The 23,696-nt window shown below is 72.3% G+C and carries 20 protein-coding genes, 1 pseudogene and 1 riboswitch; of the genes and pseudogenes, 7 read left to right on the top strand and 14 right to left on the bottom strand.

Features of this window, described 5'->3' with window-relative positions; genetic code table 11:
* The first annotated feature begins 105 nt into the window (after positions 1–105).
* Together dprE1 and dprE2 are read left to right on the top strand one after the other, a co-directional pair.
* Positions 106–1,473 (top strand): decaprenylphosphoryl-beta-D-ribose oxidase, encoded by a 1,368-nt coding sequence (gene dprE1 / locus IE185_RS13880; protein WP_138899229.1) that lies wholly within the window; start codon positions 106–108, stop codon positions 1,471–1,473.
* Positions 1,474–1,516: 43 nt separating this feature from the next.
* On the top strand, positions 1,517–2,272 hold the full coding sequence (gene dprE2, locus IE185_RS13875) for a decaprenylphospho-beta-D-erythro-pentofuranosid-2-ulose 2-reductase (protein ID WP_189715223.1): 756 nt from the start codon (positions 1,517–1,519) through the stop codon (positions 2,270–2,272).
* An 87-nt stretch (positions 2,273–2,359) separates the two neighbouring features.
* Here the strand turns inward: dprE2 and IE185_RS13870 are convergent, their stop codons facing one another.
* Both IE185_RS13870 and trpS read right to left on the bottom strand, forming a co-directional pair.
* A complete protein-coding gene (locus IE185_RS13870) occupies positions 2,360–2,953 on the bottom strand; it encodes a 2'-5' RNA ligase family protein (RefSeq protein ID WP_138899202.1) in 594 nt (197 codons plus the stop codon).
* Between the two features lie 127 nt (positions 2,954–3,080).
* Positions 3,081–4,094, bottom strand: a complete 1,014-nt coding sequence (trpS, locus tag IE185_RS33120) for a tryptophan--tRNA ligase (RefSeq protein ID WP_138899203.1) — start codon at positions 4,092–4,094, stop codon at positions 3,081–3,083.
* 54 nt (positions 4,095–4,148) lie between these two features.
* Here trpS and IE185_RS33115 point away from each other — a divergent pair.
* Positions 4,149–4,757, top strand: a pseudogene (locus tag IE185_RS33115) (RNA polymerase sigma factor); the annotation flags it as partial.
* 698 nt (positions 4,758–5,455) lie between these two features.
* Here IE185_RS33115 and glyA read toward each other — a convergent pair.
* Positions 5,456–6,727, bottom strand: coding sequence for a serine hydroxymethyltransferase (gene glyA / locus IE185_RS13860; RefSeq protein WP_138898070.1), 1,272 nt, complete (start codon positions 6,725–6,727; stop codon positions 5,456–5,458).
* Positions 6,728–6,765: 38 nt separating this feature from the next.
* Positions 6,766–6,857: riboswitch (ZMP/ZTP riboswitch) on the bottom strand.
* 120 nt (positions 6,858–6,977) lie between these two features.
* On the opposite strand from glyA, the gene rocD reads away from it, so the two are divergent.
* A complete protein-coding gene (gene rocD / locus IE185_RS13855) occupies positions 6,978–8,183 on the top strand; it encodes an ornithine--oxo-acid transaminase (protein ID WP_138898071.1) in 1,206 nt (401 codons plus the stop codon).
* Between the two features lie 82 nt (positions 8,184–8,265).
* On the opposite strand, the gene IE185_RS13850 is transcribed toward rocD, so the two are convergent.
* Together IE185_RS13850 and IE185_RS13845 are read right to left on the bottom strand one after the other, a co-directional pair.
* Entirely contained in the window at positions 8,266–9,465 is a 1,200-nt protein-coding gene (locus tag IE185_RS13850; protein WP_138898072.1) for a glutathionylspermidine synthase family protein, read from the bottom strand.
* 35 nt (positions 9,466–9,500) lie between these two features.
* Positions 9,501–9,779, bottom strand: a complete 279-nt coding sequence (locus tag IE185_RS13845) for a hypothetical protein (protein WP_138898073.1) — start codon at positions 9,777–9,779, stop codon at positions 9,501–9,503.
* Positions 9,780–9,907: 128 nt separating this feature from the next.
* On the opposite strand from IE185_RS13845, the gene IE185_RS13840 reads away from it, so the two are divergent.
* Positions 9,908–10,771, top strand: coding sequence for a DMT family transporter (locus IE185_RS13840; protein ID WP_138898074.1), 864 nt, complete (start codon positions 9,908–9,910; stop codon positions 10,769–10,771).
* A 159-nt stretch (positions 10,772–10,930) separates the two neighbouring features.
* Here the strand turns inward: IE185_RS13840 and pdxR are convergent, their stop codons facing one another.
* Positions 10,931–12,355: a MocR-like pyridoxine biosynthesis transcription factor PdxR gene (pdxR, locus tag IE185_RS13835; protein ID WP_138896219.1), complete on the bottom strand. Its 1,425-nt coding sequence runs from the start codon at positions 12,353–12,355 to the stop codon at positions 10,931–10,933.
* Positions 12,356–12,402: 47 nt separating this feature from the next.
* On the opposite strand from pdxR, the gene IE185_RS13830 reads away from it, so the two are divergent.
* Positions 12,403–12,918, top strand: a complete 516-nt coding sequence (locus tag IE185_RS13830) for a carboxymuconolactone decarboxylase family protein (RefSeq protein WP_138896218.1) — start codon at positions 12,403–12,405, stop codon at positions 12,916–12,918.
* A gap of 73 nt (positions 12,919–12,991) precedes the next feature.
* Here IE185_RS13830 and IE185_RS13825 read toward each other — a convergent pair whose 3' ends face one another.
* From IE185_RS13825 to IE185_RS13805, 5 genes are all read right to left on the bottom strand, one after another.
* Positions 12,992–13,957, bottom strand: a complete 966-nt coding sequence (locus IE185_RS13825; RefSeq protein WP_138896217.1) for an ABC transporter substrate-binding protein — start codon at positions 13,955–13,957, stop codon at positions 12,992–12,994.
* Positions 13,958–14,011: 54 nt separating this feature from the next.
* Positions 14,012–16,030 carry an ABC transporter permease gene (locus IE185_RS13820; protein WP_138896216.1) on the bottom strand — a complete coding sequence of 673 codons (2,019 nt, stop codon included), beginning with the start codon at positions 16,028–16,030 and terminating at the stop codon, positions 14,012–14,014.
* On the bottom strand, positions 16,027–17,106 hold the full coding sequence (locus tag IE185_RS13815; RefSeq protein WP_138896215.1) for a quaternary amine ABC transporter ATP-binding protein: 1,080 nt from the start codon (positions 17,104–17,106) through the stop codon (positions 16,027–16,029). Before IE185_RS13815 ends, IE185_RS13820 begins: the two co-directional genes overlap by 4 nt.
* The gene (locus IE185_RS13810; RefSeq protein ID WP_138896214.1) at positions 17,106–18,638 is read right to left on the bottom strand and encodes a GMC family oxidoreductase; all 1,533 of its coding nucleotides are present in this window, start codon (positions 18,636–18,638) and stop codon (positions 17,106–17,108) included. Before IE185_RS13810 ends, IE185_RS13815 begins: the two co-directional genes overlap by 1 nt.
* 126 nt (positions 18,639–18,764) lie before the next feature.
* Positions 18,765–20,267, bottom strand: a complete 1,503-nt coding sequence (locus IE185_RS13805; RefSeq protein WP_229843486.1) for an aldehyde dehydrogenase family protein — start codon at positions 20,265–20,267, stop codon at positions 18,765–18,767.
* A gap of 1,296 nt (positions 20,268–21,563) precedes the next feature.
* Here IE185_RS13805 and IE185_RS33675 point away from each other — a divergent pair.
* Complete coding sequence (locus IE185_RS33675) at positions 21,564–21,692, top strand: hypothetical protein (RefSeq protein ID WP_268246664.1); 129 nt, start codon at positions 21,564–21,566, stop codon at positions 21,690–21,692.
* 61 nt (positions 21,693–21,753) lie between these two features.
* On the opposite strand, the gene IE185_RS13800 is transcribed toward IE185_RS33675, so the two are convergent.
* The 3 genes from IE185_RS13800 to IE185_RS13790 all read right to left on the bottom strand — a co-directional run bounded on the left by IE185_RS13800 (position 21,754) and on the right by IE185_RS13790 (position 23,308).
* Positions 21,754–22,128, bottom strand: a complete 375-nt coding sequence (locus IE185_RS13800) for a hypothetical protein (RefSeq protein WP_138896212.1) — start codon at positions 22,126–22,128, stop codon at positions 21,754–21,756.
* A gap of 335 nt (positions 22,129–22,463) precedes the next feature.
* The gene (locus IE185_RS13795; protein WP_229843485.1) at positions 22,464–23,063 is read right to left on the bottom strand and encodes a hypothetical protein; all 600 of its coding nucleotides are present in this window, start codon (positions 23,061–23,063) and stop codon (positions 22,464–22,466) included.
* The gene (locus IE185_RS13790; RefSeq protein ID WP_138908556.1) at positions 23,063–23,308 is read right to left on the bottom strand and encodes a helix-turn-helix transcriptional regulator; all 246 of its coding nucleotides are present in this window, start codon (positions 23,306–23,308) and stop codon (positions 23,063–23,065) included. Before IE185_RS13790 ends, IE185_RS13795 begins: the two co-directional genes overlap by 1 nt.
* Positions 23,309–23,696 lie beyond the last annotated feature (388 nt).

The raw sequence follows: 23,696 nt of genomic DNA, 5'->3' as shown, positions 1-23,696 counted from the left end.
GACTAGTCATGTTAATTGCCTGCGACACACCACCAATCACCCGTTCGCCCAGCACAACAGGCGATCTACTCCATCCCGACGTTTAGGGGCGATACGGTCCCTTTCATGCCTGTCGACACCGCCTCAGTGGAAGTGACCGGTTGGGGCCGCACCGCCCCGACCACCGCCGCCCGCCTGGTCCGGCCACGCTCGTACGAGGAGGCGGCGGACGCGGTCCTCGACTGCGCGGCCCCCGGCGCGCGCGGCGGCATCGCGCGCGGGCTCGGCCGGGCGTACGGCGACGCGGCGCAGAACGCGGGCGGCTGCGTACTCGACATGACCGGCCTCGACCGCATCCGCACGATCGACGCCCGCGACGGCGTCGTGGTGTGCGACGCGGGCGTGAGCCTGCACCGGCTGATGGAAGTGCTGCTGCCGCTCGGCTGGTTCGTGCCGGTGACCCCCGGGACGCGGTACGTGACGGTCGGCGGAGCGATCGGCGCCGACATCCACGGCAAGAACCATCACGTCTCGGGGTCCTTCTCCCGTCACGTCGTCTCGCTCGACCTGCTCACCGCCGACGGCGAGGTGCGCACCGTCCCCGCCGGCACGGACCTCTTCGACGCCACGGCGGGCGGCATGGGTCTGACGGGCGTCATCCTCTCGGCGACCGTGCGGCTCCTGCCCGTCGAGACCTCGTGGATGAGCGTCGACACCGAACGGGCCGCCGATCTCGACGACCTGATGGACCGTCTCGCCGCCACCGACCACCGCTACCGCTACTCGGTCGCCTGGATCGACCTGCTCGCGCGCGGCCCGGCCATGGGGCGCTCGGTCCTCACCCGGGGGGAGCACGCCCCCTCGGACGCGCTGGGGGCGCGCGCCCGCCGGGAGCCGCTGGCGTTCCGGCCGGGCCGGCTGCCGGCCGCTCCCGGCTTCGTACCGGAAGGGCTGCTCGGGCGGGCGTCCGTGGGGCTGTTCAACGCGCTCTGGTACCGCAGGGCCCCGCGCGCGCGGACCGGCGAGCTGCAGAAGCTGTCGGCCTTCTTCCACCCGCTGGACGGGGTCCCGCACTGGAACCGGGTCTACGGCCGCGGCGGGTTCGTCCAGTACCAGTTCGTCGTCGGGTACGGACAGGAGGAAGCCCTGCGCCGGATCGTCGGCCGGATCTCGCGCCGGGGCTGCCCGTCGTTCCTCGCCGTCCTGAAGCGGTTCGGCGACGGCGATCCGGGCTGGCTGTCCTTCCCGGTGCCCGGCTGGACGCTCGCACTGGACGTCCCGGCCGGTCTGCCGGGGCTCGGTGCGTTCCTCGACGGGCTCGACGAGGAGGTCGTCGCGGCCGGCGGCCGCGTCTATCTGGCGAAGGACTCCCGGCTGCGGCCCGACCTGCTCGCCGCGATGTACCCGCGGCTGGCGGACTTCCGGGCGCTGCGCGCCGAGCTCGACCCGCGAGGCGTCTTCACGTCGGACCTCTCCCGCCGCCTTTCCCTCTGACCGACGGTTTCGGGCCGTCGCAGTCCAGCCCCAGGAGCGCATCATGAAGGACGCCTTCGGCATCCCCCAGTCCCTGCTCGTCCTCGGCGGCACGTCCGAGATCGGCCTCGCGACGGCCCGCCGCCTGATCGCCCGGCGCACCCGTACGGTCTGGCTGGCCGGCCGCCCGTCCCCCGCCCTCGAAACGGCGGCGGCCGGGCTGCGGGCACTGGGCGCCGACGTCCGTACCGTCGCCTTCGACGCGCTCGATCCCGTGACGCACGAGGAGAAGCTCGGCAAGGTCTTCGCCGAGGGCGACATCGACATGGTGCTGCTGGCCTTCGGCGTGCTCGGCGACCAGGCGCACGACGAGGAGCAGCCGCTGTCGGCGGTCCGGGTGGCGCAGACGAACTACACGGGCGCGGTCTCGGCGGGCCTGGTGTGCGCGAAGGCCCTCCAGAACCAGGGCCACGGCTCGCTGGTCGTGCTGTCGTCGGTGGCGGGCGAGCGCGCCCGCCGCGTGAACTTCATCTACGGGTCGAGCAAGGCGGGCCTGGACGCCTTCGCGCAGGGCCTCGGGGACGCGCTGCACGGGACGGGCGTGCACGTGATGGTCGTACGCCCCGGATTCGTCCGCTCCAAGATGACGGCGGGCCTCCCGGACGCCCCGCTGGCGACCACACCGGAGGCGGTGGCCACCGCCATCGAGACGGGGCTGCGGCGGCGCTCGGAGACGGTCTGGGTGCCGGGGGCGCTGCGGGCGGTGATGTCGGCGCTGCGCCACGTGCCGCGGCCACTGTTCCGGCGCCTGCCGGTCTGAGAGGGCCCCGGGGCGGGGGTCGGAAGCCGAGCCCCACCGGCGGGGCTCAGGAGCCCCCGGCGGGGGCACGAGTGGCCCCGGCTGGGGCTAGGAGCGGAGGGAGGGCGCGGCGGGCTGGTCGACCGGTGAGTTCTGGGCGGGCACGACACCCGCCGCGCCGCCCCCGAACGCGAACTCGCGCAGCTTGCGCCACACGCCGTCCGCGCCCTGCTCGTACAGCGCGAACCCGGTACAGGCCCATTCGGCCTCGTACGCGGAGAGCTCCTCGTACGCCCGGTCCATCCCCTCCTCGGAGATGCCGTGGGCGACGGTGACGTGCGGGTGGTACGGGAACTGGAGCTCGCGCACGAGCGGCCCGGACGCGTCCCGTACCCGCTTCTGGAGCCAGGAGCAGGCCGCCGCGCCCTCGACGACCTGCACGAAGACGACCGGGGACAGCGGGCGGAAGGTGCCCGTGCCGGACAGCCGCATCGGGAAGGAGCGCCCGGACGCCGCCACCCGCGCGAGGTGGGCCTCGACGGCCGGCAGCAGCGCCGCGTCGACCTCGGTGGGCGGCAGGAGGGTGACATGGGTGGGGATGCCGTGCGCGGCAGGATCCCCGAAGCTCACGCGCCGCTCCTGGAGCAGGCTGCCGTACGGCTCCGGGACCGCGAGCGAAACGCCGAGCGTTACGGTCCCCACGTCGTTCTCCTCCGTCGTCCGGTGCGTCTGTGTGCTGCCTGTGTGGTCCTGCCAGTGTGCAGTGTGGCGGGCGCGGCGCCCCCGTGACCAGAGTCCTTGGTCCGGACTTCCGGCCCGCGCCCCGTGCTCAGTGCTTGGCGGGCAGCAGACCGACCTTCTCGTAGGTCTGCGCGAGGGTCTCGGCGGCGACCGTACGGGCCTTCTCGGCGCCCTTGGCCAGGATCGAGTCCAGCGTCTCCGGGTCGTCCAGGTATTCCTGGGTGCGGGTCCGGAATGGCGTGACGAAGTCCACCACCACCTCGGCGAGGTCCGTCTTGAGCGCGCCGTACATCTTGCCCTCGTACCTCTTCTCCAGCTCGGCGACGGTCTCGCCGGTGAGCGTGGAGTAGATGGTCAGGAGGTTGCTGACGCCCGGCTTCTCGACGGCGTCGTAGCGGATCACGGTGTCCGTGTCGGTGACCGCGCTCTTGATCTTCTTGGCGGTCACCTTGGGCTCGTCGAGCAGGTTGATGAGGCCCTTGGGCGTCGACGCCGACTTGCTCATCTTGATCCCCGGCTCCTGGAGATCGAAGATCTTCGCCGTCTCCTTGAGGATGTACGGCGCCGGGATCGTGAACGTGTCGCCGAAGCGGCCGTTGAAGCGCTCGGCGAGGTCGCGGGTCAGCTCGATGTGCTGGCGCTGGTCCTCGCCGACCGGCACCTCGTTGGCCTGGTACAGCAGGATGTCCGCGACCTGGAGGATCGGGTACGTGAAGAGGCCGACGGTGGCGCGGTCGGAGCCCTGCTTGGCGGACTTGTCCTTGAACTGCGTCATCCGGGAGGCCTCGCCGAAGCCGGTGAGGCAGTTCATGACCCAGCCGAGCTGGGCGTGCTCGGGCACGTGGCTCTGCACGAAGAGCGTGCAGCGGTCCGGGTCGAGGCCGGCGGCCAGCAGCTGGGCGGCGGCGAGCCGGGTGTTGGCGCGCAGTCCGGCGGGATCCTGCGGGACCGTGATCGCATGCAGGTCGACGACCATGTAGAAGGCGTCGTGGGATTCCTGCAGGGCGACCCATTGGCGTACGGCGCCAAGGTAGTTGCCGAGGTGGAACGAGCCTGCGGTGGGCTGGATGCCGGAGAGCACGCGAGGACGATCAGAGGCCATGAACTCATTCTCTCAGGTGTGGAACCCAACTCGGCTCTCCGGTGTATCAAGAGTGTGAGGACGCGGGAGGGGACCCTGGAGGGGGGCCGCATCGGCATCGACGATGCTGCGGTGATCGCGCGCGTGCGGGGCGGGGAGCCCGAGGCGTACGCGGAACTGGTGCGCGCCTGCACCGGGATCGCGCTCAGGGCGGCTGTGGCCTTCGGAGCTGGGGCGGAGGCCGAAGACGTGGTGCGGGCGGCCTTCTTCAAGGCGTACCGGTCGCTGGGGCGGTTCGGGGACGGCGCGGCCTTCCGTCCATGGTTGCTGCGGATTGTCGCAAATGAGACGAGAAACACAGTGCGCTCGGCGGGTCGGCTGCGGGCCGCCACTGACCGGGAGGCGGCGCTGCCGGGTCCCGGCCCGGCCATACCGGAATCCACCGATCCGGCGGTGGCGGCCCTGGCGCGGGAGCGCCGCCGACAGCTGCTGACCGCGCTCGACGCGCTGAACGAGGACCAGCGCCGGGTCGTCACCTACCGGTACCTAGTGGCGATGGACGAGGCGGAGACGGCACAGGCCCTGGGCTGGCCGCGGGGCACGGTGAAGTCCCGCTTGAACCGGGGGCTGCGGAAGCTGGAACGGGTCCTGCCGGGGCTGTGGGAAGGGGGTGACGACCGTCGGCGGGAGGACGGGGCGGCGGACGCGCCGGGCGGCGCGCCGGAGTACCGGCCCGAGGACCGGCTGGGTGGCAGGCGCGGCGACCTGCCCGGTGGCCCGCCCCGGGGCGGGGAGCGGGCTCCGGGCCCGGCGCGGGGGCGGGGCGGGGGCCCTCCCGGTGCGGCGGCCGAGGGGCTTCGCGCGCTGGGGCGCGGGATGCGGGTGCCCGATGTGGACGGGGCGACGACGGCCGAGCGGGTGCTGGCGCAGCTCCTCGCGGAGGGGGTGCCGGTGCCGGTGGCGGAGCCGCCGGGGCGTGGTGAGCGGGTGCGGGCCCGGGCGCGGCGCAGGTGGCGCCTGCTGACCGCCGCGCTGTCCGGGCTGCTGGTCGTGCTGGTGCTCACGCCCCCGGTGCGTGCGGCGGTCGCACAGTAGTTTCGACTTCGGCGGCGTGGCGGTGCGGTACGACCCGGGCGCATCCAGGTCCGCTGCGGCGGCGGAACCACCGGGAGCCGGGGCGGCGACGCGGACCGTACCGGGCGGACGCGGGCCCACTCGGCCCGCGCCCCAACTGGTCAGCGCCTGACAGACGTCGGGCCCGGCGCGGTACGGCGTGGCACGGCCCCCCTCGGCACGGCGTGGCGTGGCGGCGGATCCAGGTCCGCCGTGCCGGGCCGCAGGCCCGGCACGCCCCGCGTGCCGGGCCTGCGGGGCTCCGGCCGTCAGTCCGTCGGGAGGCCCGGCGCCGGGAAGGCGGCCATGAGGTCGGCGACCTCGGCGCGGATCGCGGCCAGTGCGTCCTCGTCGCCGGTGCGGGCGGCCGTGACGCCCCGGTCGATCCACTCGGCGACCGTCGGCATGTGCGCGGCGGTGAGGCCGCGCGAGGTGAGGGAGGGGGTGCCGATACGGACGCCGGAGGGGTCGAACGGTTTCCTCGGGTCGTACGGGACGGTGTTGTAGTTGACGACGATCCCGGCCCGGTCCAGGGCCTTCGCCGCCACCTTCCCCGGCACGTCCTTGGGGGTGAGGTCCATCAGGATCAGATGGTTGTCGGTGCCGCCCGAGACCAGCTCGAAGCCGCGGGCGAGCAGTGCGTCGGCGAGCGCCCGGGCGTTGGCGACGACCGCGTGCGCGTAGTCGCGGAAGGAGGGCTGCGCCGCCTCGTGCAGGGCGACGGCGATGGCGGCGGTGGTCTGGTTGTGCGGTCCGCCCTGGAGGCCGGGGAAGACCGCCTTGTCGATGGCCTTCGCGTGCTCCTCGCGGGACATCAGCATCGCTCCGCGCGGGCCGCGCAGGGTCTTGTGCGTGGTCGTGGAGATCACGTCGGCGTGCGGGACCGGCGAGGGGTGCGCGCCGCCCGCGATCAGTCCGGCGATGTGGGCGACGTCCGCGACCAGGACCGCGCCGGACTCCCGGGCGATCTCCGCGAACGCCGCGAAGTCGATGGTCCGGGGGAGCGCGGTGCCGCCGCAGAAGATCAGCTTGGGGCGCTCCTTGAGCGCGAGGTCGCGCACCTCGTCGAAGTCGATGAGCCCGGTGTCGTGGCGTACGCCGTACTGGACGCCGCGGAACCACTTGCCGGTGGCCGAGACCCCCCAGCCGTGGGTGAGGTGGCCGCCCATCGGCAGGGCCATGCCCATCACGGTGTCACCGGGCTCGGCGAACGCGAGGTACACGGCGAGGTTGGCGGGCGAGCCGGAGTAGGGCTGGACGTTGGCGTGGTCGACGCCGAACAGGGCCTTGGCCCGGTCGGCGGCGAGCCGCTCGACCTGGTCGATGTTCTGCTGGCCCTCGTAGTAGCGCCGGCCCGCGTACCCCTCGCTGTACTTGTTCTGCAGGACGGTGCCGGAGGCTTCGAGAACGGCCTGCGAGACGTAGTTCTCGCTGGGGATCAGGCGCAGGGTGTCGGCCTGGAGCTGTTCCTCCGCGCCGACCAGGGCGGCCAGTTCGGGGTCCGTGGCGGACAGGGCGGGGTGGCTGAGCGGGAGAGTCATGCGTCCTCCGGGGCGAGCGGTCGGTGTCCGTCGTGATCCCGGGGTGCCCAGGCGGGCGGCACCTCGTGCTGATGTTCCCCGTACGGCTCCCCCGCGGTCCGTTCCGCGTACGCCAGTCGCCGTGCGTACCCGCCACCCTAGCGGCCGCACCCCCGCGCATGGTTTCTTCGTCCGGCATGCGAGCGACGATAGAAAGGGGCAGCATTCCTGCCCCTCGCCGGATGGATTTGTTTCGACGATCGGAGAACCCGTGTCGACCACCCAAGCCGCCATCGCCTCTGCCGAGGCCCACAGCGCGCACAACTACCATCCTCTCCCCATCGTCGTCTCGTCGGCGGACGGCGCCTGGATGACCGACATCGAGGGCCGCCGCTACCTCGACATGCTCGCCGGGTACTCCGCGCTCAACTTCGGCCACGGCAACCGACGGCTCATCGACGCCGCCAAGGCGCAGCTCGACAGAGTGACGCTGACCTCCCGCGCCTTCCACCACGACCGGTTCGCCGAGTTCTGCGCCCGGCTCGCCGAGCTGTGCGGCATGGACATGGTGCTGCCGATGAACACCGGCGCCGAGGCGGTGGAGACGGCGGTGAAGACGGCCCGCAAGTGGGGCTACAAGGTCAAGGGCGTGCTGGACGGCACGGCGAAGATCATCGTGGCGGCGAACAACTTCCACGGCCGTACGACGACCGTCGTCAGCTTCTCCACCGACCACGAGGCCCGTGCGGACTTCGGCCCGTACACGCCCGGGTTCGAGATCGTCCCGTACGGCGACCTGACGGCGCTCGAAGCGGCGATGACCGAGAACACCGTGGCCGTGCTGCTCGAACCGATCCAGGGCGAGGCGGGTGTCCTGGTGCCGCCGGCCGGGTACCTGGCCGGCGTACGGGAGTTGACCCGCGAGCGGAACGTGCTCTTCGTCGCGGACGAGATCCAGTCGGGCCTCGGCCGCACGGGCAGGACGTTCGCCTGCGAGCACGAGGGCGTCGTCCCCGACATGTACGTCCTGGGCAAGGCGCTCGGCGGCGGCGTGGTGCCGGTGTCCGCGGTCGTCGCGTCGGCCGAGGTGCTGGGGGTGTACGGGCCGGGCGAGCACGGTTCGACGTTCGGCGGGAACCCGCTGGCCTGCGCGGTCGGCCTGGAGGTCATCGCGATGCTGCGCACCGGCGAGTTCCAGCAGCGGGCCACGGAGCTCGGCGACCACCTGCACCAGCAGCTGGGCCTGATGGTGGGCGGCGGCGCGGTCGAGGCGGTGCGCGGGCGCGGGCTGTGGGCGGGCATCGACATCACGCCGTCGCGCGGCACCGGCCGCGAGATCTCCGAGAAGCTGATGGAGCGGGGCGTCCTGGTGAAGGACACGCACGGCTCGACGATCCGGATCGCCCCGCCGCTGGTGATCAGCAAGGAGGACCTGGACTGGGGCCTCGACCAGCTCGGCGCGGTCCTGGCCGGCTAGGGACGGGCGGCGTCGCGTCCGCCGTGGCGGCGGCGGACGCGACGGCGTGACCGCCGGGAGGGCCTGGCCCTGGTCGGGGCCGTCAGAGGATGACGTGGGGCAGGAACCGGGCGTACTCGTCCGTGATCAGGCCCGACGACTCCCGGATGCCGAGTCCCGCCGCCTCGCCCTCGACGACCCAGGCGCCGAGCACCACCCGGTTGCCGTCGAAGTCGGGCAGGGGCGCCAACTCCTGGTAGCAGAAGCGCTGTCCGTCCTCGGCGGGAGCGGCGGCCGGCTCCCCGCCCGGCGCGTGGACCGTGACGCCCGCGCCCTCGCGGCCGAGCAGCGGCTTGGCGACGTAACCGGGGCCGCCCGGGCCGGCCAGCTCGCGCGGGCCGTCGAGGTGGGCGGCGAGCAGGTTCGGGTGGCCGGGGTAGAGCTCCCAGAGGATCGCCAGCAGCGCCTTGTTGGAGAGCAGCATCTTCCAGGCCGGCTCGATCCACAGGGTGGTGCCGGTGCCGCCGCCGTTGTCGAGGGTGTTCAGCACGTGCGGGCCGAAGCGGTCGGTCGTCAGCCATTCCCAGGGGTAGAGCTTGAAGCAGCTGCGGATGAAGCGCAGCCGGCCGTCGACGAAGCGGCCCGAGAGGCGGTCCCAGCCGATCTGCTCGACGGACAGCGCCTCGGTGGCGAGCCCGGCCTGCTGGGCGGTCTCGCGCAGGTAGGCGACGGTCATCAGGTCCTCGCCGAGCTCGTCGCCGTCCGAGTGGACGAAGTGCACGGGGCCGGGCGGGAGCAGGTGTGCCTGGTTCTTCCACGCGTCGACGAGCCGCTCGTGCAGGGAGTTCCACTGGTCGGCGCCGGGGAAGCGCTCCTCCATCCAGAACCACTGCGGGCTGGCCGCCTCCACCAGGGAGGTCGGCGTGTCGGCGTTGTACTCCAGCATCTTGGCGGGGCCCGTGCCGTCGTACCGCAGGTCGAACCGCCCGTAGACCGAGGGCAGTTCGGCGCGCCTGCGCCAGGAGGCGGCGACGCGCGAGGCGACCCGCGGGTCGGTGATGCCGAGGTCGGCGAAGCGCTCGTGCTCGACGATGTGCGCGGCGGCGGCCAGGCACATGGCGTGCAGCTCCTCGACGACCTCCTCCATCGCCTCGACCTCGGGCAGCGAGAACTCGTAGTACGCGCTCTCGTCCCAGTACGGCCGCAACGACCCGTCGGGGAAACGGGTCAGCGGGTAGACGAGGCCCTGCTCCTCGACGGTCTGCTGCCAGCCGGGGCGGGGTTCGATCGTGTGTCGCTTCATGGTGCGTGCCTGCGTGCCCGGGCCCGGAGGCCCTGTCAGCCGCCGCCGGAGCCGGAGGAGCCGAAGCCGCCCCGGTCGACCGCGGACTTGTCGAAACTGCCGTCCGTGAGCTTGCCGCCGCTCACCCGGCCGCCGTAGTAGTACCGGCCGTTGCCGTCGTCGTCGCACTCGCGGTCGGGGAGCACTTCCTTGGAGACCCGGTCCACGCACCGCCGGTCCGGCTCCGAACCGCAGGCGGTGAGGGTCGCCGCGAGGACGCCCATGCCGCCGAGCAGGACCGTGCCCGACCTCAGCCTGCGCCGTCGTACCGCCATGTCGCGGCCACTCCCCCGTCGTTCGAACAGATTCTCAGGACCGTCCGACAGACTAGAGGGCTCCGCGCCGCCGCCGGAACCGGGTGCGCGATCAGCACCCCTCTAGAGTCGGTTTTGTGCTTCTTGGGATGGTCTGTGCGCTCTGTTCGGCGGTCTGCATCGGTGCGGCCTCCGTGCTCCAGGCCGTCGCGGCCCGCGCCACACCGCCCGGCACCGGCAGCGGGGTCGACGTCGCGCTGATGCTGCGGGTCCTGCGCCAGTGGCGGTACCTCGTGGGTCTCGCGCTCGACGCCGTGGGATTCGCGCTCCAGATCGTCGCCCTGCTCACCATCCCGATCTACGCCGTCGAAGCCACCCAGGCCGGCAGCCTCGCCGTCACGGCGGTGATCGCCGCCCCGGTGCTGAAGGTCCGCCTCAGGGCCTCGGAGTGGACGGCCGTGACCGTCGTCTGCGCCGGCCTGGCGATGATCGGGCTCTCCGTCGGCGCGGAGGGCGACAGCGAGGGGCCGCCCGCGCTGCCGTACGCCCTGCTCGGCACGGCCTTCGCCGTGCTGCTCGCGGGCGCGGTGGCGGGCCGGCTGCCGGGCCGGGCGCGCGCCCTGGTGCTCGGGTTCGGCGCCGGCACCGGCTTCGGGGTGGTGTCCGTCTCGGTGCGGCTGATCGACGACCTGGCGCCGTCGGCGCTGGCCGCCAATCCGGCCGTGTACGCGCTGCTCCTGGCCGGCGGTACGGCGTTCCTGCTGCTCACCTCGGCGTTCCAGCGCGGCTCGGTGACCACGGCGACGGCGGGCATGGTGGTCGGCGAGACGATCGGCCCGGCCGTGGTGGGCGTCGTGTGGCTCGGCGACCGTACACGCGAGGGCCTGGCGGTGCCGGCGGCCGTGGGCTTCGCGGTGGCGGTGGCGGGCGCGCTGGCCCTGGCCCGCTTCGGGGAGGCGGCCGCCGACGCGGTGCCGGACGGGACGTCCCCGGCCCCCTCCCGGGGGGACTGAGGCCTGGGAGGGGGAACTCGCACTGATGGTTTACCGTTCACCTTTACGTGGGACGGAACGCACCGCCGTACGACGGCTCCGCGCCCCCCCAGACGAGCCCCGGTCGGCCTCCCCCGTCCGGCCGGAGCTCCCCCCTCCTTCGCGCCATGAGCGCGCCCCTCACGGCAGCGCCCGACAGAGCGCGTCCAGCGCCCCCGCCCACGCGCTGTCCGGCGGCGTCGCGTACCCGACCACCAGCGCGTCCCGGTCCCGCTCCACCGCCGGGTGGCGGAAGCTGCCGACACCTTCCAGCGCCAGCCCCTGCCACGCCGCCGCCTGCACCACCGAGCGTTCCGTGCCGGGTGGCAGCTCCAGCACCGCGTGCAGCCCCGCCGCGATCCCCGTCACCCGTACGTCCGGCGCCCGCTCCGCAAGCGCCGCCACGAGCTGGTCGCGCCGCCGCCGGTAGCGCAGCCGCATCGCCCGCACGTGACGGTCGTACGCGCCGGAGGTGATGAACTCCGCGAGCGTGAGCTGGTCCGGCGAGCCGCACGTCCAGTCGGCCCTCCCCTTCGCCGCCGCCACCTCGTCCACCAGCGCCCCGGGCAGCACCATCCACGCCAGCCGCAGGCCGGGCGCGAGCGACTTGCTCGCCGTCCCCAGGTAGACCACCCGCTCCGGATCGAGCCCCTGGAGGGCGCCGACCGGCTGCCGGTCGTACCGGAACTCCCCGTCGTAGTCGTCCTCCAGGATCAGCCCGCCCGTCCCGCGCGCCCAGTCGACGGCCGCCGCGCGCCGTTCCGGACGCAGGGCGACCCCGATCGGGAACTGGTGGGCGGGCGTCAGCAGCACCGCCCCCGCGCCGCCCAGCTCCGCCAGGCCGCCGGTGCGCGAGCCGTGCGCGTCGAACCCCAGCGCCGGGGTGCCGAGCCCCGCCTCGGTGAGGAGGTCCCGGTGGTAGTGCAGACCGTACGACTCGACCGCCACCTCCCGTACGCGCCGCTGCCCCAGCACCTTCGCGAGGAGCGTCAGACCGTGCACGAAGCCGGAGCAGACGACGACGCGCTCGGGCGTGGCCCGCACGCCCCGCGCCCGCGCCAGGTACGCGGCGACGGCGGTACGCAGCTCGACGCGGCCCCGCGGATCGCCGTACCCGAACGCCTCGTGCGGCGCGGCCGTCAGCGCGCGCCTGGCCGCCTTGAGCCACTGCGCACGGGGGAAGGACGCCAGGTCGGGCGAGCCCGGCATGAGGCTGTACGCCGGTGCGCGCCGCGCGTCGCGGCGCGTCACGGCGGCGGGCTGCGCTGCGTCGCGCGGCGCGGCCCGCCGCGCGACCCGCGTGCCGGAGCCCTGGCGGGCGGTGAGCCAGCCCTCGGCGACCAGTTCGGCGTACGCGTCGGCGACGGTGTTGCGGGCGACGCCCAGGTCGGCGGCGAGCGAACGGGAGGACGGCAGGCGCGTCCCGGGGGCCAGCCTGCCCGTGCGGACGGCTTCGCGCAGGGTGTCCGTCAGGCCCCTGCGCAGCCCGGAGGCGCCCAGCTCCACATGCAGGTCGACACCGGCGGCGACAGCGGCGGCCGGCGAAGTGGCCCATGAATCCGTCACGGAAATGGACCATACCGGTGCGCCAGTGCCGCCGTAACGTCGTTGCCATGACCACGGACACGGACACCGCCACGACGACCGCCCCGTACGCCCACGCGCACACGCCCCGCCTGGAGTGGGCGAAGCTCGCACCCGACGTCTACAAGGCCATGATCGCGCTCGACGCGGCGTCGAAGAAGGGCCTCGACCCGCGGCTCGTCGAGCTGGTCAAGATCCGCGCCTCGCAGATCAACCACTGCGCCTTCTGCGTCGACATGCACTCCAAGGACGCCCTGGCGGCCGGTGAATCGGTCGAGCGGATCGTCCAGCTCAGCGCCTGGGAGGAGTCCCGGCACTTCTACACCGAGCGGGAGGCGGCGGCGCTCGAACTCACCGAGGCGGTCACCGTCCTGACCGACGGTTTCGTCCCCGACGAGGTGTACGCGCAGGCCGCCGCGCACTTCGACGAGCCGGAGACGGCCCGCCTGATCGCCCTCATCACGGTCATCAACGCCTGGAACCGCTTCGGCGTGACCACCCGCATGGTCCCGGGCCACTACACCCCGGGCGTCTTCACGCACTGACGCACCGGGACCCGGGAACGCCCGAGGGGCCTGTCGCGCACGACAGGCCCCTCCGACTCAACCGACCGGCGCCCTACTTCTTCGGCATCCAGGTCTTCCACGTCGACTCGTTCGCCTTGACCCACTTCTCGGCCGCGGCCTCGGGCGACAGCTTCTCGTCCGCGATCATCAGGGCGACCTCGTTCTGCTGCTCGGTCGTCCACGTGAAGTTCTTCAGGAACTCCGCCGCCTTGCCGCCGTTCTTCGCGAAGTCCGCGTTGAAGAACTTCTGCAGCGGCGTGTTCGGGTAGGCGCAGGCGACCTTCTTCGGGTCGGCGTCGCAGCCTTCCTTGTACGCCGGCAGCTTGACCTCGACCATGTCGATCTCGGCGTTCAGCCACTGCGGCGTCCACCAGTACGTCAGGAACGGCTTCTTCGCCTTGGCGTACTTCTTCATGGCCGTGATCTGGCTGGCCTCGGAACCCGAGTAGTTCGTCTTCAGGTTCAGCTTCAGGTTCTTGATGATCGCGTCGTCGTTGGTGACGTAGTCGGGCGACCCTTCGAGGATCTCGCCCTTGTCACCGCTCTCCGCGGTCTTGAACTCGTCGGCGTACTTGTTGAGGTTCTTCCAGTCCGTGACGTCCGGGTGCTTGTCCGCGAAGTACTTCGGCACGAACCAGCCGATGTGCCCGGTGACACCGAGGTCGCCGCCCTTGACGACGGTCTTCTTGGTGTCGACGTACTGCTTCTCCTCCTTGGGGTGGCCCCAGTCCTCCAGGATCCCGTCGATGTCGCCCTTCGACAGCGCGTCCCACGCCAGGACCTCGCCCATCTGCTGGGTCTTGACGGTGTAGCCGAGCTCCTTCTCCAGGAGGTACGCCGCGACCGCGGTGTTGGCCTGGGCGCCGACCCACGACGGGACGGTCAGCTTCACGGTCTTCTTGTCGCCGGCGTCGTTGCTCTTGCCGGTCTCGGCGGCGCCGCACCCGCTGAGGGCGAGGAGGCCGAGAACGGCGGTGGCGGCGACGGCTGTGCGGGTATTTCGCGTCTTCGTGCGCATGGTGACGGTGACTCTCTTCGTTCGCAGGAATGAGGCAGGAAGGAGGGGGACCGGTCAGCCTTCGTGACGACGGCGCGAGCGGCCCGCGCCGGGCTGGGTGAGGCGGTCCAGTACGAGACCGAGGCAGACGATCGCCGCGCCGGCGGTCATGCCGACGCCCATCTCGCCGCGCGAGAGGCCCTTGACCACGTCGTAACCGAGCGCGCCACCGCCGACGAGTCCGCCGACGACGACCACGGCGAGGACCAGCACGACGCCCTGGTTGACGGCGAGCTGCAGGGCCGGGCGCGCCAGCGGGAGCTGCACCTGGAGGAGTTGCTGCCGGGAGCCGGCGCCCAGGGAGCGCGCGGCCTCCAGAGCCGCCGGGTCGACCTCCCGGATCCCCTGGGTGGTGATGCGGACCACGGCCGGCAGCGCGTACACGACGGCCGCGATGATGGCGGAGGCGCGCGTGACGCCGAACAGCGCCACCACCGGGATCAGGTACACGAACTGCGGCATCGTCTGCATCGCGTCGAGCACCGGCCGCATCCACCGTTCGAAGCGCCCGGCCCGTGCCGCCGCGACACCGAGCGCGAAGCCCAGCAGCAGCGTCACGAACAGGGCCGCGATCACCTGGGACAGCGTGTCGAGGGACTTCGTCCACACGCCGAGCACACCGATGGCGCCCAGCGCGAGCGTCGAGGTGAGCGCGGTCGCCCATGTCCCGACCAGCCACGCCAGCCCCGCGACGATCAGCAGCAGCGCCCACCAGGGCAGCCACACCAGCCCGTCGCGCAGCGGGTTGAGCACCCACAGCGTGAAGTTCTCCGACCACACCTCGGTGCCGCCGAGGACCGGAATGCCCGAGGCGAGGTGCTCGGTGATCCAGTCCTGCGCCTTGTTGACGGGCGTGGAGATGTCGTACGTCCAGCCCTCCGGCCACGTCGGGGCGAGCAGCGCGCGGTTGGCGGCGGCGGCAGCGGCGGTGACGACCGCGACCAGCGCCCACGCGCGCCAGCCGTGCAGCAGCCGCGAGCCGCCCGGCACGGAGGTGCCGATGCGCTCGCCCGCCGCCGCCGTCGTACGGTCGAGCCAGACCGCGATCAGGACGATCGGGATGCCGGCCGCGAGCGCCTTGCCGACGTCGACCGTCGACAGCGCCGAGTAGACCTCTTCGCCGAGACCGCCGGCGCCGACCAGGGCCGCGATGACGACCATCGACAGCGCCATCATGATCGTCTGGTTGAGGCCGAGCAGCATCTCCTTGCGGGCGAGCGGCAGCCGGGCCGTCCACAGCCGCTGCCGGCCGCTCGCGCCGAGCGAGGCGGACGCCTCCAGCACCCCGGCGTCCGCACCGCGCAGGCCGAGCGCCGTGAGGCGGGCCATCGGCGGGGCGGCGTAGATGACCGTGCAGAAGAGGGCGGCGGGCGTACCGGTGCCGAAGACGAGCACGAACGGCAGCAGGTACGCGAACGCCGGCATGACCTGCATGGTGTCGAGCACCGGGCGCAGCATCCGGTGGAAGCGGTCGGAGAGTCCGGCCGCGAGCCCGAGCGCGATGCCGAGCACGGACGCGGCGGCGACGGCGACGACCATCAGCGCGAGGGTGAGCAGCGTGGCGTCCCACATGCCGAGCAGCCCGCACACGGCGAACACGACCGCCGCGGTGCCCGCCGTCTTCGCGCCGCGCCGGTCGAATCCGGCGGCGCGCCACGCGAAGAGCACCGCCAGGACGGCGAAGCCGACCCAGCCGAGCGCGTCGAGGCCGTTGTAGACGGCGTCGACGGCGTCGGTCGCGGTGTTGGACAGGTGCAGCAGGAAGTACAGGAAGAGCGGGTGGGACTCGCGGTTGTCGATGACCCACTCGTTGGCGTCGTCGAGCGGTCCGGACACGTCGACGGTCAGGGCGGCGGGCCAGCTGCCGCCGCCCCACAGCACGACTCCGAGCGGTACGAGCACGAACGCGGCGACGGCGAGCGGCAGCAGCTTGCGGCCGGCCCGGTGGCGTACGGCCGAGGCGAGGCGGCCGGGGCCGGGCACCGCCTGCTGCGCCGGCTTCTCCTTCGGGGGCGTGGTGACGGCCGCCGTCATGCGGCGACCGCCTTCTGGTCCGAGGGGCCGAGGCCGGCGACGACGGCGAGGAGCCCCTGGTGGTCGACGACGCCGATGCAGCGCCCGTTCTCCATGACGCGGGCGGGGGCGCCGGTGCGGGCGACGGCCTCGATGGCGGCCGAGACGGTGGCGTCCGGGGAGACGGAGGCCCCGGTCTCCGTCTCGGCCACGTCGTCGGCGGGGCGCATGGCCGTGCGTACGGTCATGACCTGCTCGCGGGCCACGTCACGGACGAAGTCCCGCACATAGTCGTCGGCGGGCGAGCCGACGATCTCCTCGGGGGTGCCGAGCTGCACGATCCGGCCGTCGCGCATCAGCGCGATGCGAGTGCCGAGCCGCAGCGCCTCGCTGAGGTCGTGGGTGATGAAGACCATGGTGCGGCCCTCTTCGCGGTGCAGGCGGATCACTTCCTCCTGCATGTCGCGGCGGATCAGCGGGTCGAGGGCGCTGAACGGCTCGTCGAAGAGCAGGACCTCGGGGTCGACGGCGAGGGCGCGGGCGAGGCCGACGCGCTGCTGCTGTCCGCCGGAGAGCTGGCCGGGACGGCGCTCCTCCATCCCCGTGAGGCCGACCTTCTCGACGACCTCGGCGGCCTTGGCGCGGCGCTCCGCCTTGCCCATGCCCTGGATCTCCAGGCCGTAGGCGACGTTGTCGAGGACCGAGCGGTGCGGCAGCAGGCCGAAGTGCTGGAAGACCATGGAGGCGCGGTGCCGGCGCAGTGCGCGCAGCCGCGACTTGTCCATGGACAGGACGTCCTCGCCGTCGATGGCGACGGCGCCGGAGGTGGGCTCGATGAGCCGGGTGAGGCAGCGTACGAGCGTGGACTTGCCGGAGCCCGAGAGCCCCATGACGACGAAGACCTCGCCCCTGTGCACGTCGAAGGAGACGTCGCGGACGGCGGCGGTGCAGCCGGTGCGGTTCCGCAGTTCCTCGGCGGACAGTTCGGCGTACTCGGGGTTCGCCGGTATGCGGTCGGCCTTCGGGCCGAAGACCTTCCACAGGTTTCGTACGGAGAAGACCGGTTCGGCGGCGTTCGTATGTTCAGGAGCGGTCATCACGCATCACCTCCCGGTGTTGTGGTTGCTGCAAGCAGTTCGGCGCACTTCTCCCCGACCATCAGGACCCCGATCATCGGGTTCACAGCGGGCATCGTCGGGAAGACGGACGCGTCGGCGATACGGATGCCTTCGAGGCCGCGGATTTTCAAGTCCGGTGACACTACGGCAAGTTCATCCTCGGAATCTCCCATGCGGCAGGTGCCCGCCGGGTGGTACACGGTGTGCGCGACCTTCCGGGCGTACTCACTGATGTCCTCGTCGGAGGTGACCTCCGGGCCGGGGCAGACCTCGCGCTTGAGCCACTTCGCGAGCGGCTCGGCCTTGGCGATCTCGCGGGCGATGCGGATGCCGTCGACGAGCGTCCGGGCGTCGTAGTCGTCCTCGTCGGTGAAGTAACGGAAGTCCAGCGCGGGCTTGACGGCCGGGTCGGCGCTGGTCAGGAAGAGGCGGCCGCGGCTGTGCGGCTTGGGGATGTTCGGGGTCATCGACACGCCGTGCGGGGGGCGTTCGTAGCCGAGGCGCTCCGGGTTGTCGGTGAACGGGATCTGGTAGAAGTGGAACATCAGGTCCGGGCCGCGGCTGGCCGCGTCGCGCCGTACGAACAGGCCCGCGTCGGAGTCCATCGCGGAGTTCTCGGGTATCGGACCGTCCGTCTCCCAGACGATGACCGACTCCGGGTGGTCGAGCAGGTTCTCGCCGACGCCCGGCAGGTCGTGCACGACGGGAATCCCGAGCGCTTCCAGGTCCTGCCGGGGCCCGATGCCCGAATGCATCAGCAGCCGGGGCGTGTCCACCGCGCCCGCGCAGACCAGCACTTCGCGGCTCGCCTCGACGAGGACCTCCTCACCGCCCTTCGTACGGACCCGCACACCGGTCGCCCGCGTCCCGTCCAGCTCCAGCTTGTACGCCCAGGTCTCCAGCATCAGGTGGAGGTTCGGCCGGTCCAGGAACGGGTGCAGGTACGCGACCGAGGCGGACGAGCGCTTGTTGTCCTCGGGGTGGTAGGCGAGGTCGAAGAAGCCGACGCCCTCGTGGAAGGGCTGCTTGTTGAACCCCTCGACGCGCGGTACGCCGATGGCGTCCTGCGCGGCGTCGACGAAGTCGCGGGCGATGGCGTTCCGGTCCTTCTCGTCGACCGGCACGATGTTGTTGCGCAGCTTGTGGAAGTACGGCGCCATGGAGTCGGCGCCCCAGCCCTTGGCGCCCGCGGTCTCCCACTCGTCCCAGTCGGACGGCAGCGGCTGGAAGGCGATGAGGGTGTTGTGCGAGGAGCAGCCGCCCAGGACACGGGCCCGGCTGTGCCGGATGTGGGAGTTGCCCCGGGGCTGCTCGGTGGTCGGGTAGTCGTAGTCGAGCTCACCGCCCAGCAGGCCCATCCAGCGGCGCAGGGTGAGGACGTCGGGGCGGTCGACGTCGGTCGGCCCGCCCTCGATGACGGCGACACTGACCGACGGGTCCTCGGTCAGCCGGGACGCGATCACCGAACCTGCGGTGCCGCCCCCGACGACGACGTAGTCGTATACGGGCATGGGTTGCTGCTCCTCTTTCGTGCGGCCGCGGTCGTCGGGCCGGCGGTCAGTCCGGTCCGGCGTTCGAGGACCGGTGGTCCGGGGCGGGGCCCCGGCAGTCGGTACGGGGCGGACGGGCGGTACGCCTCAGCCCGCGAACCAGCGCACCGGGCGCGGGTCCAGGTTCTGGTAGACGTGCTTCGCCTCGCGGTACTCGGCGAGGCCCGACGGTCCGAGCTCGCGCCCGATGCCGGACTTGCCGAACCCGCCCCACTCCGCCTGCGGCAGGTAGGGGTGGAAGTCGTTGATCCACACCGTGCCGTGCCGCAGCCGCCCCGCGACGCGTCGCGCGCGCCCCGCGTCGGTGGTCCACACGCCGCCGGCCAGCCCGTACTCGGTGTCGTTGGCCAGGGCGACGGCCTCGTCCTCGGTGCGGAAGGTCTCCACCGTCAGGACCGGCCCGAAGACCTCTTCCCGTACGACGCGCATCTCGCGGTGGCACTGGTCGAGGACGGTGGGCGCGTAGAAGTACCCCTCGGCCGGCCGTACGTCGGACGCCTCCGGCCGCCTACCGCCGGCGCGGAGCACCGCGCCTTCCTCCAGCGCGGAGGCGACGTACATCTCGGTCTTCGCCAACTGCTGCGCGGAGACGAGCGGTCCGCACTCCACACCGTCGGCCGTGCCGCGGCCGAGGCGGATCTTCGCGGCGCGGCGGGCGAGTTCGGCGACGAAGCGCTCGCGCACCGACTCCTCGACGATGAGCCGGGAACCGGCCGAGCAGACCTGGCCGCTGTGGATGAACGCGGCGTTCAACGCCTGGTCGACGGCGGTGTCGAAGCCCTCTTCGGTGGCGCAGGCGTCGGCGAAGACGACGTTCGGGTTCTTGCCGCCCAGCTCCAGCGCGACCTTCTTCACGGTGACGGCCGCGGCCTGCATGACCTTCGTACCGCTGGCGAGGCCACCGGTGAACGACACGAGGTCGACGTCGGGGTGCTCGGACATCCGCGCGCCGACGGGGTCGCCGGCGCCGGTCACAAGGTTGGCGACACCGGCCGGAAGCCCGGCCTCCACCAGCAGTTCGATCAGCGCGACGGTCGTCAGCGGAGTGATCTCGCTCGGCTTGATGACGAAGGTGTTGCCCGCCGCCAGGGCCGGGGCGATCTTCCAGCTCGCCTGGAGCAGCGGGTAGTTCCACGGCGCGATGAGCGCGCAGACGCCGACCGGCTCGTGCACGACGACGCTGTGGATGCCGGGAGAACCGGCGTCGACGACCCGGCCCCCGCTCTCATTGACGACAAGGTCGGCGAAGTACCGGAAGGCGTCCGTCACACAGTCGACGTCGACCCGGCCCTCCTCCAGGGTCTTGCCCGCGTCGCGGCTTTCGAGGAGCGCGATGTCCTCGCGGTCCCGCTGGAGCAGCTCACCGACCCGGCGCAGCAGCGCGGCCCGCTCGGCCACCGGCGTACGGGGCCACTCGCCCGAGTCGAAGGCGGTACGGGCGGCCGCCACCGCGGCGTCGACGTCGGCCGCACCGCCTTCGGCGACGACGGCGAAGGGCTTGGCGTCCGCGGGGTCGATGATCTCGCGCGTGGCGCCGGAAGCGGCTGCCTGCCACTTCCCGCCCACATGGATGGTCTTTTGTGCCGACACGTCGCGTTTCGCCTTCCGTTCCCGATATGTACAGCCAGTAAAGAGACCGGCGACCCGGAGCCCTCCCCCCGAAGCGGCAAACCATGCACAACACATGGCCGAAAGTGCGCTGTGTCACGAACGTTGCGCAACAAAAGCGGTCAGAACCTGCTATTCATCCGGAAGTGCTCGGTCACTGTGCCGTGGGTGCGCATCGAGAAACGACCACTCGCCGGTGGGTGCGGCGGCCCCTGCCCCGTGGAAGGCCGGGACCACTCCCCGTGGGCGCTGGGACCACTCCGCCGTAGTCGCCGGGACCACGCCCCTGTGGTCGGGACCGCTCCACCGTGGGCGCCCGGACCACTCCACCGTGGGCGCTGGGACCACTCCGCCGCAGTCCGCGGGACCCCCCCCTGTGGTCGGGACCACTCCACCGTGGGCGCCGCGATCAGCACGGCTCACAGCTCGCCGCCGTCGACGCGGAAGACCCGCTCGGCCCCGCGGCACCGGCCGCCGCTCCCCTCGCTGCCGTACGCGTAGACCAGCTCGGCGGCCTGCCTCTCGTTCACGACATCGCCCACCGGGCCGACGCGGATCTCCTGGTACCGCTCTGCGTCGGCGCGCAGCCCGTCGAGCGCCGGACGCCCGACCCTGCCGGGAATCGTGCCGGATCTCGTGCCGGTCTCGTGCCGGTCTCGTGCCGGATCTCGTGCCGGTCTCGTGCCGGATCTCGTGCCGGATCTCGTGCCGGGCTCGGCGGGAGGACTTGCCTCGGGTTGACCCGGAAGCCTGGCCCGTTGGTTTCGCAGACCTGCGCCAGGGAGGCGCGGTCGGCCATCCAGCGGGAGACCCGGTCGCACTTCAGGCTGTGCTTCCAGCCCTAGGTGGCGGCCACGGTGAAAGCCTCGCAGTCCACCACGAGCCGGCTCTTCGTCTGGGGCCTCGGGAACCTTGGGGCAGCGGTCTCAGTCGGTCCGTCCGGTCCGGTCGGTCCGGCCGGACCGACTGAGACCGAGGTGACCGGCTCGTCGGCGGCGACTTGGCGGCAGCGGCCCCGGTGGCCTCCGACCTGGCGGATTCCGCCGAGGCACTCCGCGCCTCGGCGGAATCGACCGCCAACGACCCGACTACCCGTGCGCGCCGTCCTACTGCGGCCGCCCGCCGTGAACCACACACACGGCCCCAGCGCGAGTACGACGACAGCGATCCCGGCCCAAACGGCGAAATCCAGCCCCGTAAGGAGCGCGCTCCGGCGGCGTGGGTGGTTCTCGGGCCGGGGTCCGGGCCGTGGGGCGTTCAGGAGCACGCTCCTGGACCGTGAGCGGTTACGTGGCCGGGATCCGGAGCACCGAGAACGCGCCCCCCGGAGCCTGCGACGCCGACCGGGCGGGCGGAGGGCTGGGTGACGTGGGGCTGGTGGCGTGGGGCGAGGGCGGCCCGGGATGACCGCTCTCACAGCACTGCGCCTGCCGTTCCAGCACGGCCGCCCGACCACCCGGCCATCCGCTCAGCCTCCCAGCAGTGCGCCCACCGCCGCCACGGCGGCGGCACCGGAGGCCAGGAGCTCCACCCCCGGGCCGGCCGCGGTGAGCGCGTCACGCAGCCGGGCGAGGCGGCCGGGGGTGGCCAGCCCCTCCTCCTCGATCTCCTCCTCGGTGGAGACCAGCTCGGCGTCCAGGACGACGGTGGCGTCGTTGGCGACGAGCCGCCCCAGGTCCGCCCGGAGCTCGCGTACGGAGAGGAGCAGTTCCTCCTGCGCGGGATCGCGGGACGGCTCAGCGTAATTGTTGGTGTTGGTGACGGTGTTGCTGTTGCCAATGCCGATGGCGCTGTTGCTCACGGTCCCGACGTGGATCGACGGCTGCTCGTCAGACTTCCCCACTGCGCGCTTCCCCCTCCTTGGCCGGGTCGCCTCGCCGGCGGCGGGCGCCACGGGTTCTCTGCCGAGCAGATCGCCTGGGCCGCCAGACTGAGCGGGTAAGGCGGTCTGGGGCACCATCGCCCCTTTCGCTACGCGAACAGCCCTACAGAGAGGGCGAGTTCAGATGTAAAGGGGTGACATTGTAAGCCCACGGGACGGGTGCGGCGACGCCCTTAGGGCCACGGCATCGCCACCCGCGCCCGCCCACATCAGACACCGGAACCATCACCCGCATGCCGCACGGACCGGCCACCCCTTCACCCCCCTGCCCGCTGCGCCCACCACCCTCCTGGGCTTCAGCCGAGCGCGCCGACCTCGTCCAGCCCGTCGTCAGGCTCGTCCTGCACCATCAGACCGGCGACCCACAGAGGCATCAGCCAGTGCGCCGCGAGGACGGTAACCAGTACAGGCGCGACGGCTCCCTCGACCTGCACGCCGCCGAACCAGCCGACCGCACCGACCCCGAGCGCGGCGACCAGCAGCAGCCCGGAGGTCAGCCGGTGCGCACGGGCGCGAGCGCGGTCACGCTCGGCGAGCTGCCGCTCGTCGAGCACGCGGCCACGGAGTTCGAGGAGGCCCCGGGTGGCGGAGTTGAGGACGCCGGTGGCGAAGCACCAGGGCAGCAGGAGGGCGAGGGTGGCGACGAGCGCCCACTCCTGTCGCTCGCCGAAGACCACGAAGTTCCAACTGGTCACGGACGCGACAGTGAGGAGGACGTGCGCCCCGACGACGAGCCGCCGACGGGCGGCTGTGGCGTGCAGGGCAGCGCCCTCAGGCCGGTTCATCAGCGCGAACATGCGCCGATCGAAGGCGCTAACCCCACCGGCCCGCCCCTGCGCCTGCCCCGGCCCTTGCCCCAGCCCCTGCTGGGGCCCGTAGCCGTGCTCTGCGGTCATCACTGCTTCCTCCCGTAGACCTCATCGGTGAGCGGCCGGAACGGCCGGAGGGAGAACAACGCCTCTACCGGCAGTTCGAAGAACTCGGCGATCTTCAGCGCGAGATCGAGACTTGGGTTGTACTGCCCGCGCTCGATGTACCCGACGGTCTGGTAGTGCGCCCCGACAGCCTCGGCCAACGCCTGCCGCGACACGCCACGCTCAGCCCGAACCATCGCCAGCCTGTTGTGCACCTGCTCGCTCATGTATAAGAAGTACTACATCTAGATGGACAACTACAAGGCGAGGGAGGCGAAAGGGAGCGAGGAGTGTGGGGAGTTGGGGGGCGGGGGTTGGGGAGTTGAGAAGTGCGACGGGGCGGATGCAGGGCGGGAGTGCGGGGGGGGCTGCGGTCGGTGCGGTGGTCGAGGGTGGCTGGGTGCGGGGGCGTTGGTGGGGCGGGGGCGGCGGTTGCTTCTGGTGTGGGGGCCGCCTTTTCGGGAGTGTGGCGTCGGAGGCCCGGCCCTCAAGGGCGCTCCTGCGTCGCGTCGCCTTCGGCGATCGCGCTTCGCTTTGACCCTTGACCGCCGAACCTCCGCCGCATTGCTTCAGGGGGGCGGCCCCCGGAAGGAAGCCCACGGGGGAGGTTCGGGG

Source organism: Streptomyces chryseus (genome assembly GCF_014650755.1).
GTDB classification, from domain to species: domain Bacteria; phylum Actinomycetota; class Actinomycetes; order Streptomycetales; family Streptomycetaceae; genus Streptomyces; species Streptomyces chryseus.
Note: the sequence above shows the minus strand (reverse complement) of the source record. Positions and strands in the feature narration are given on the sequence as shown.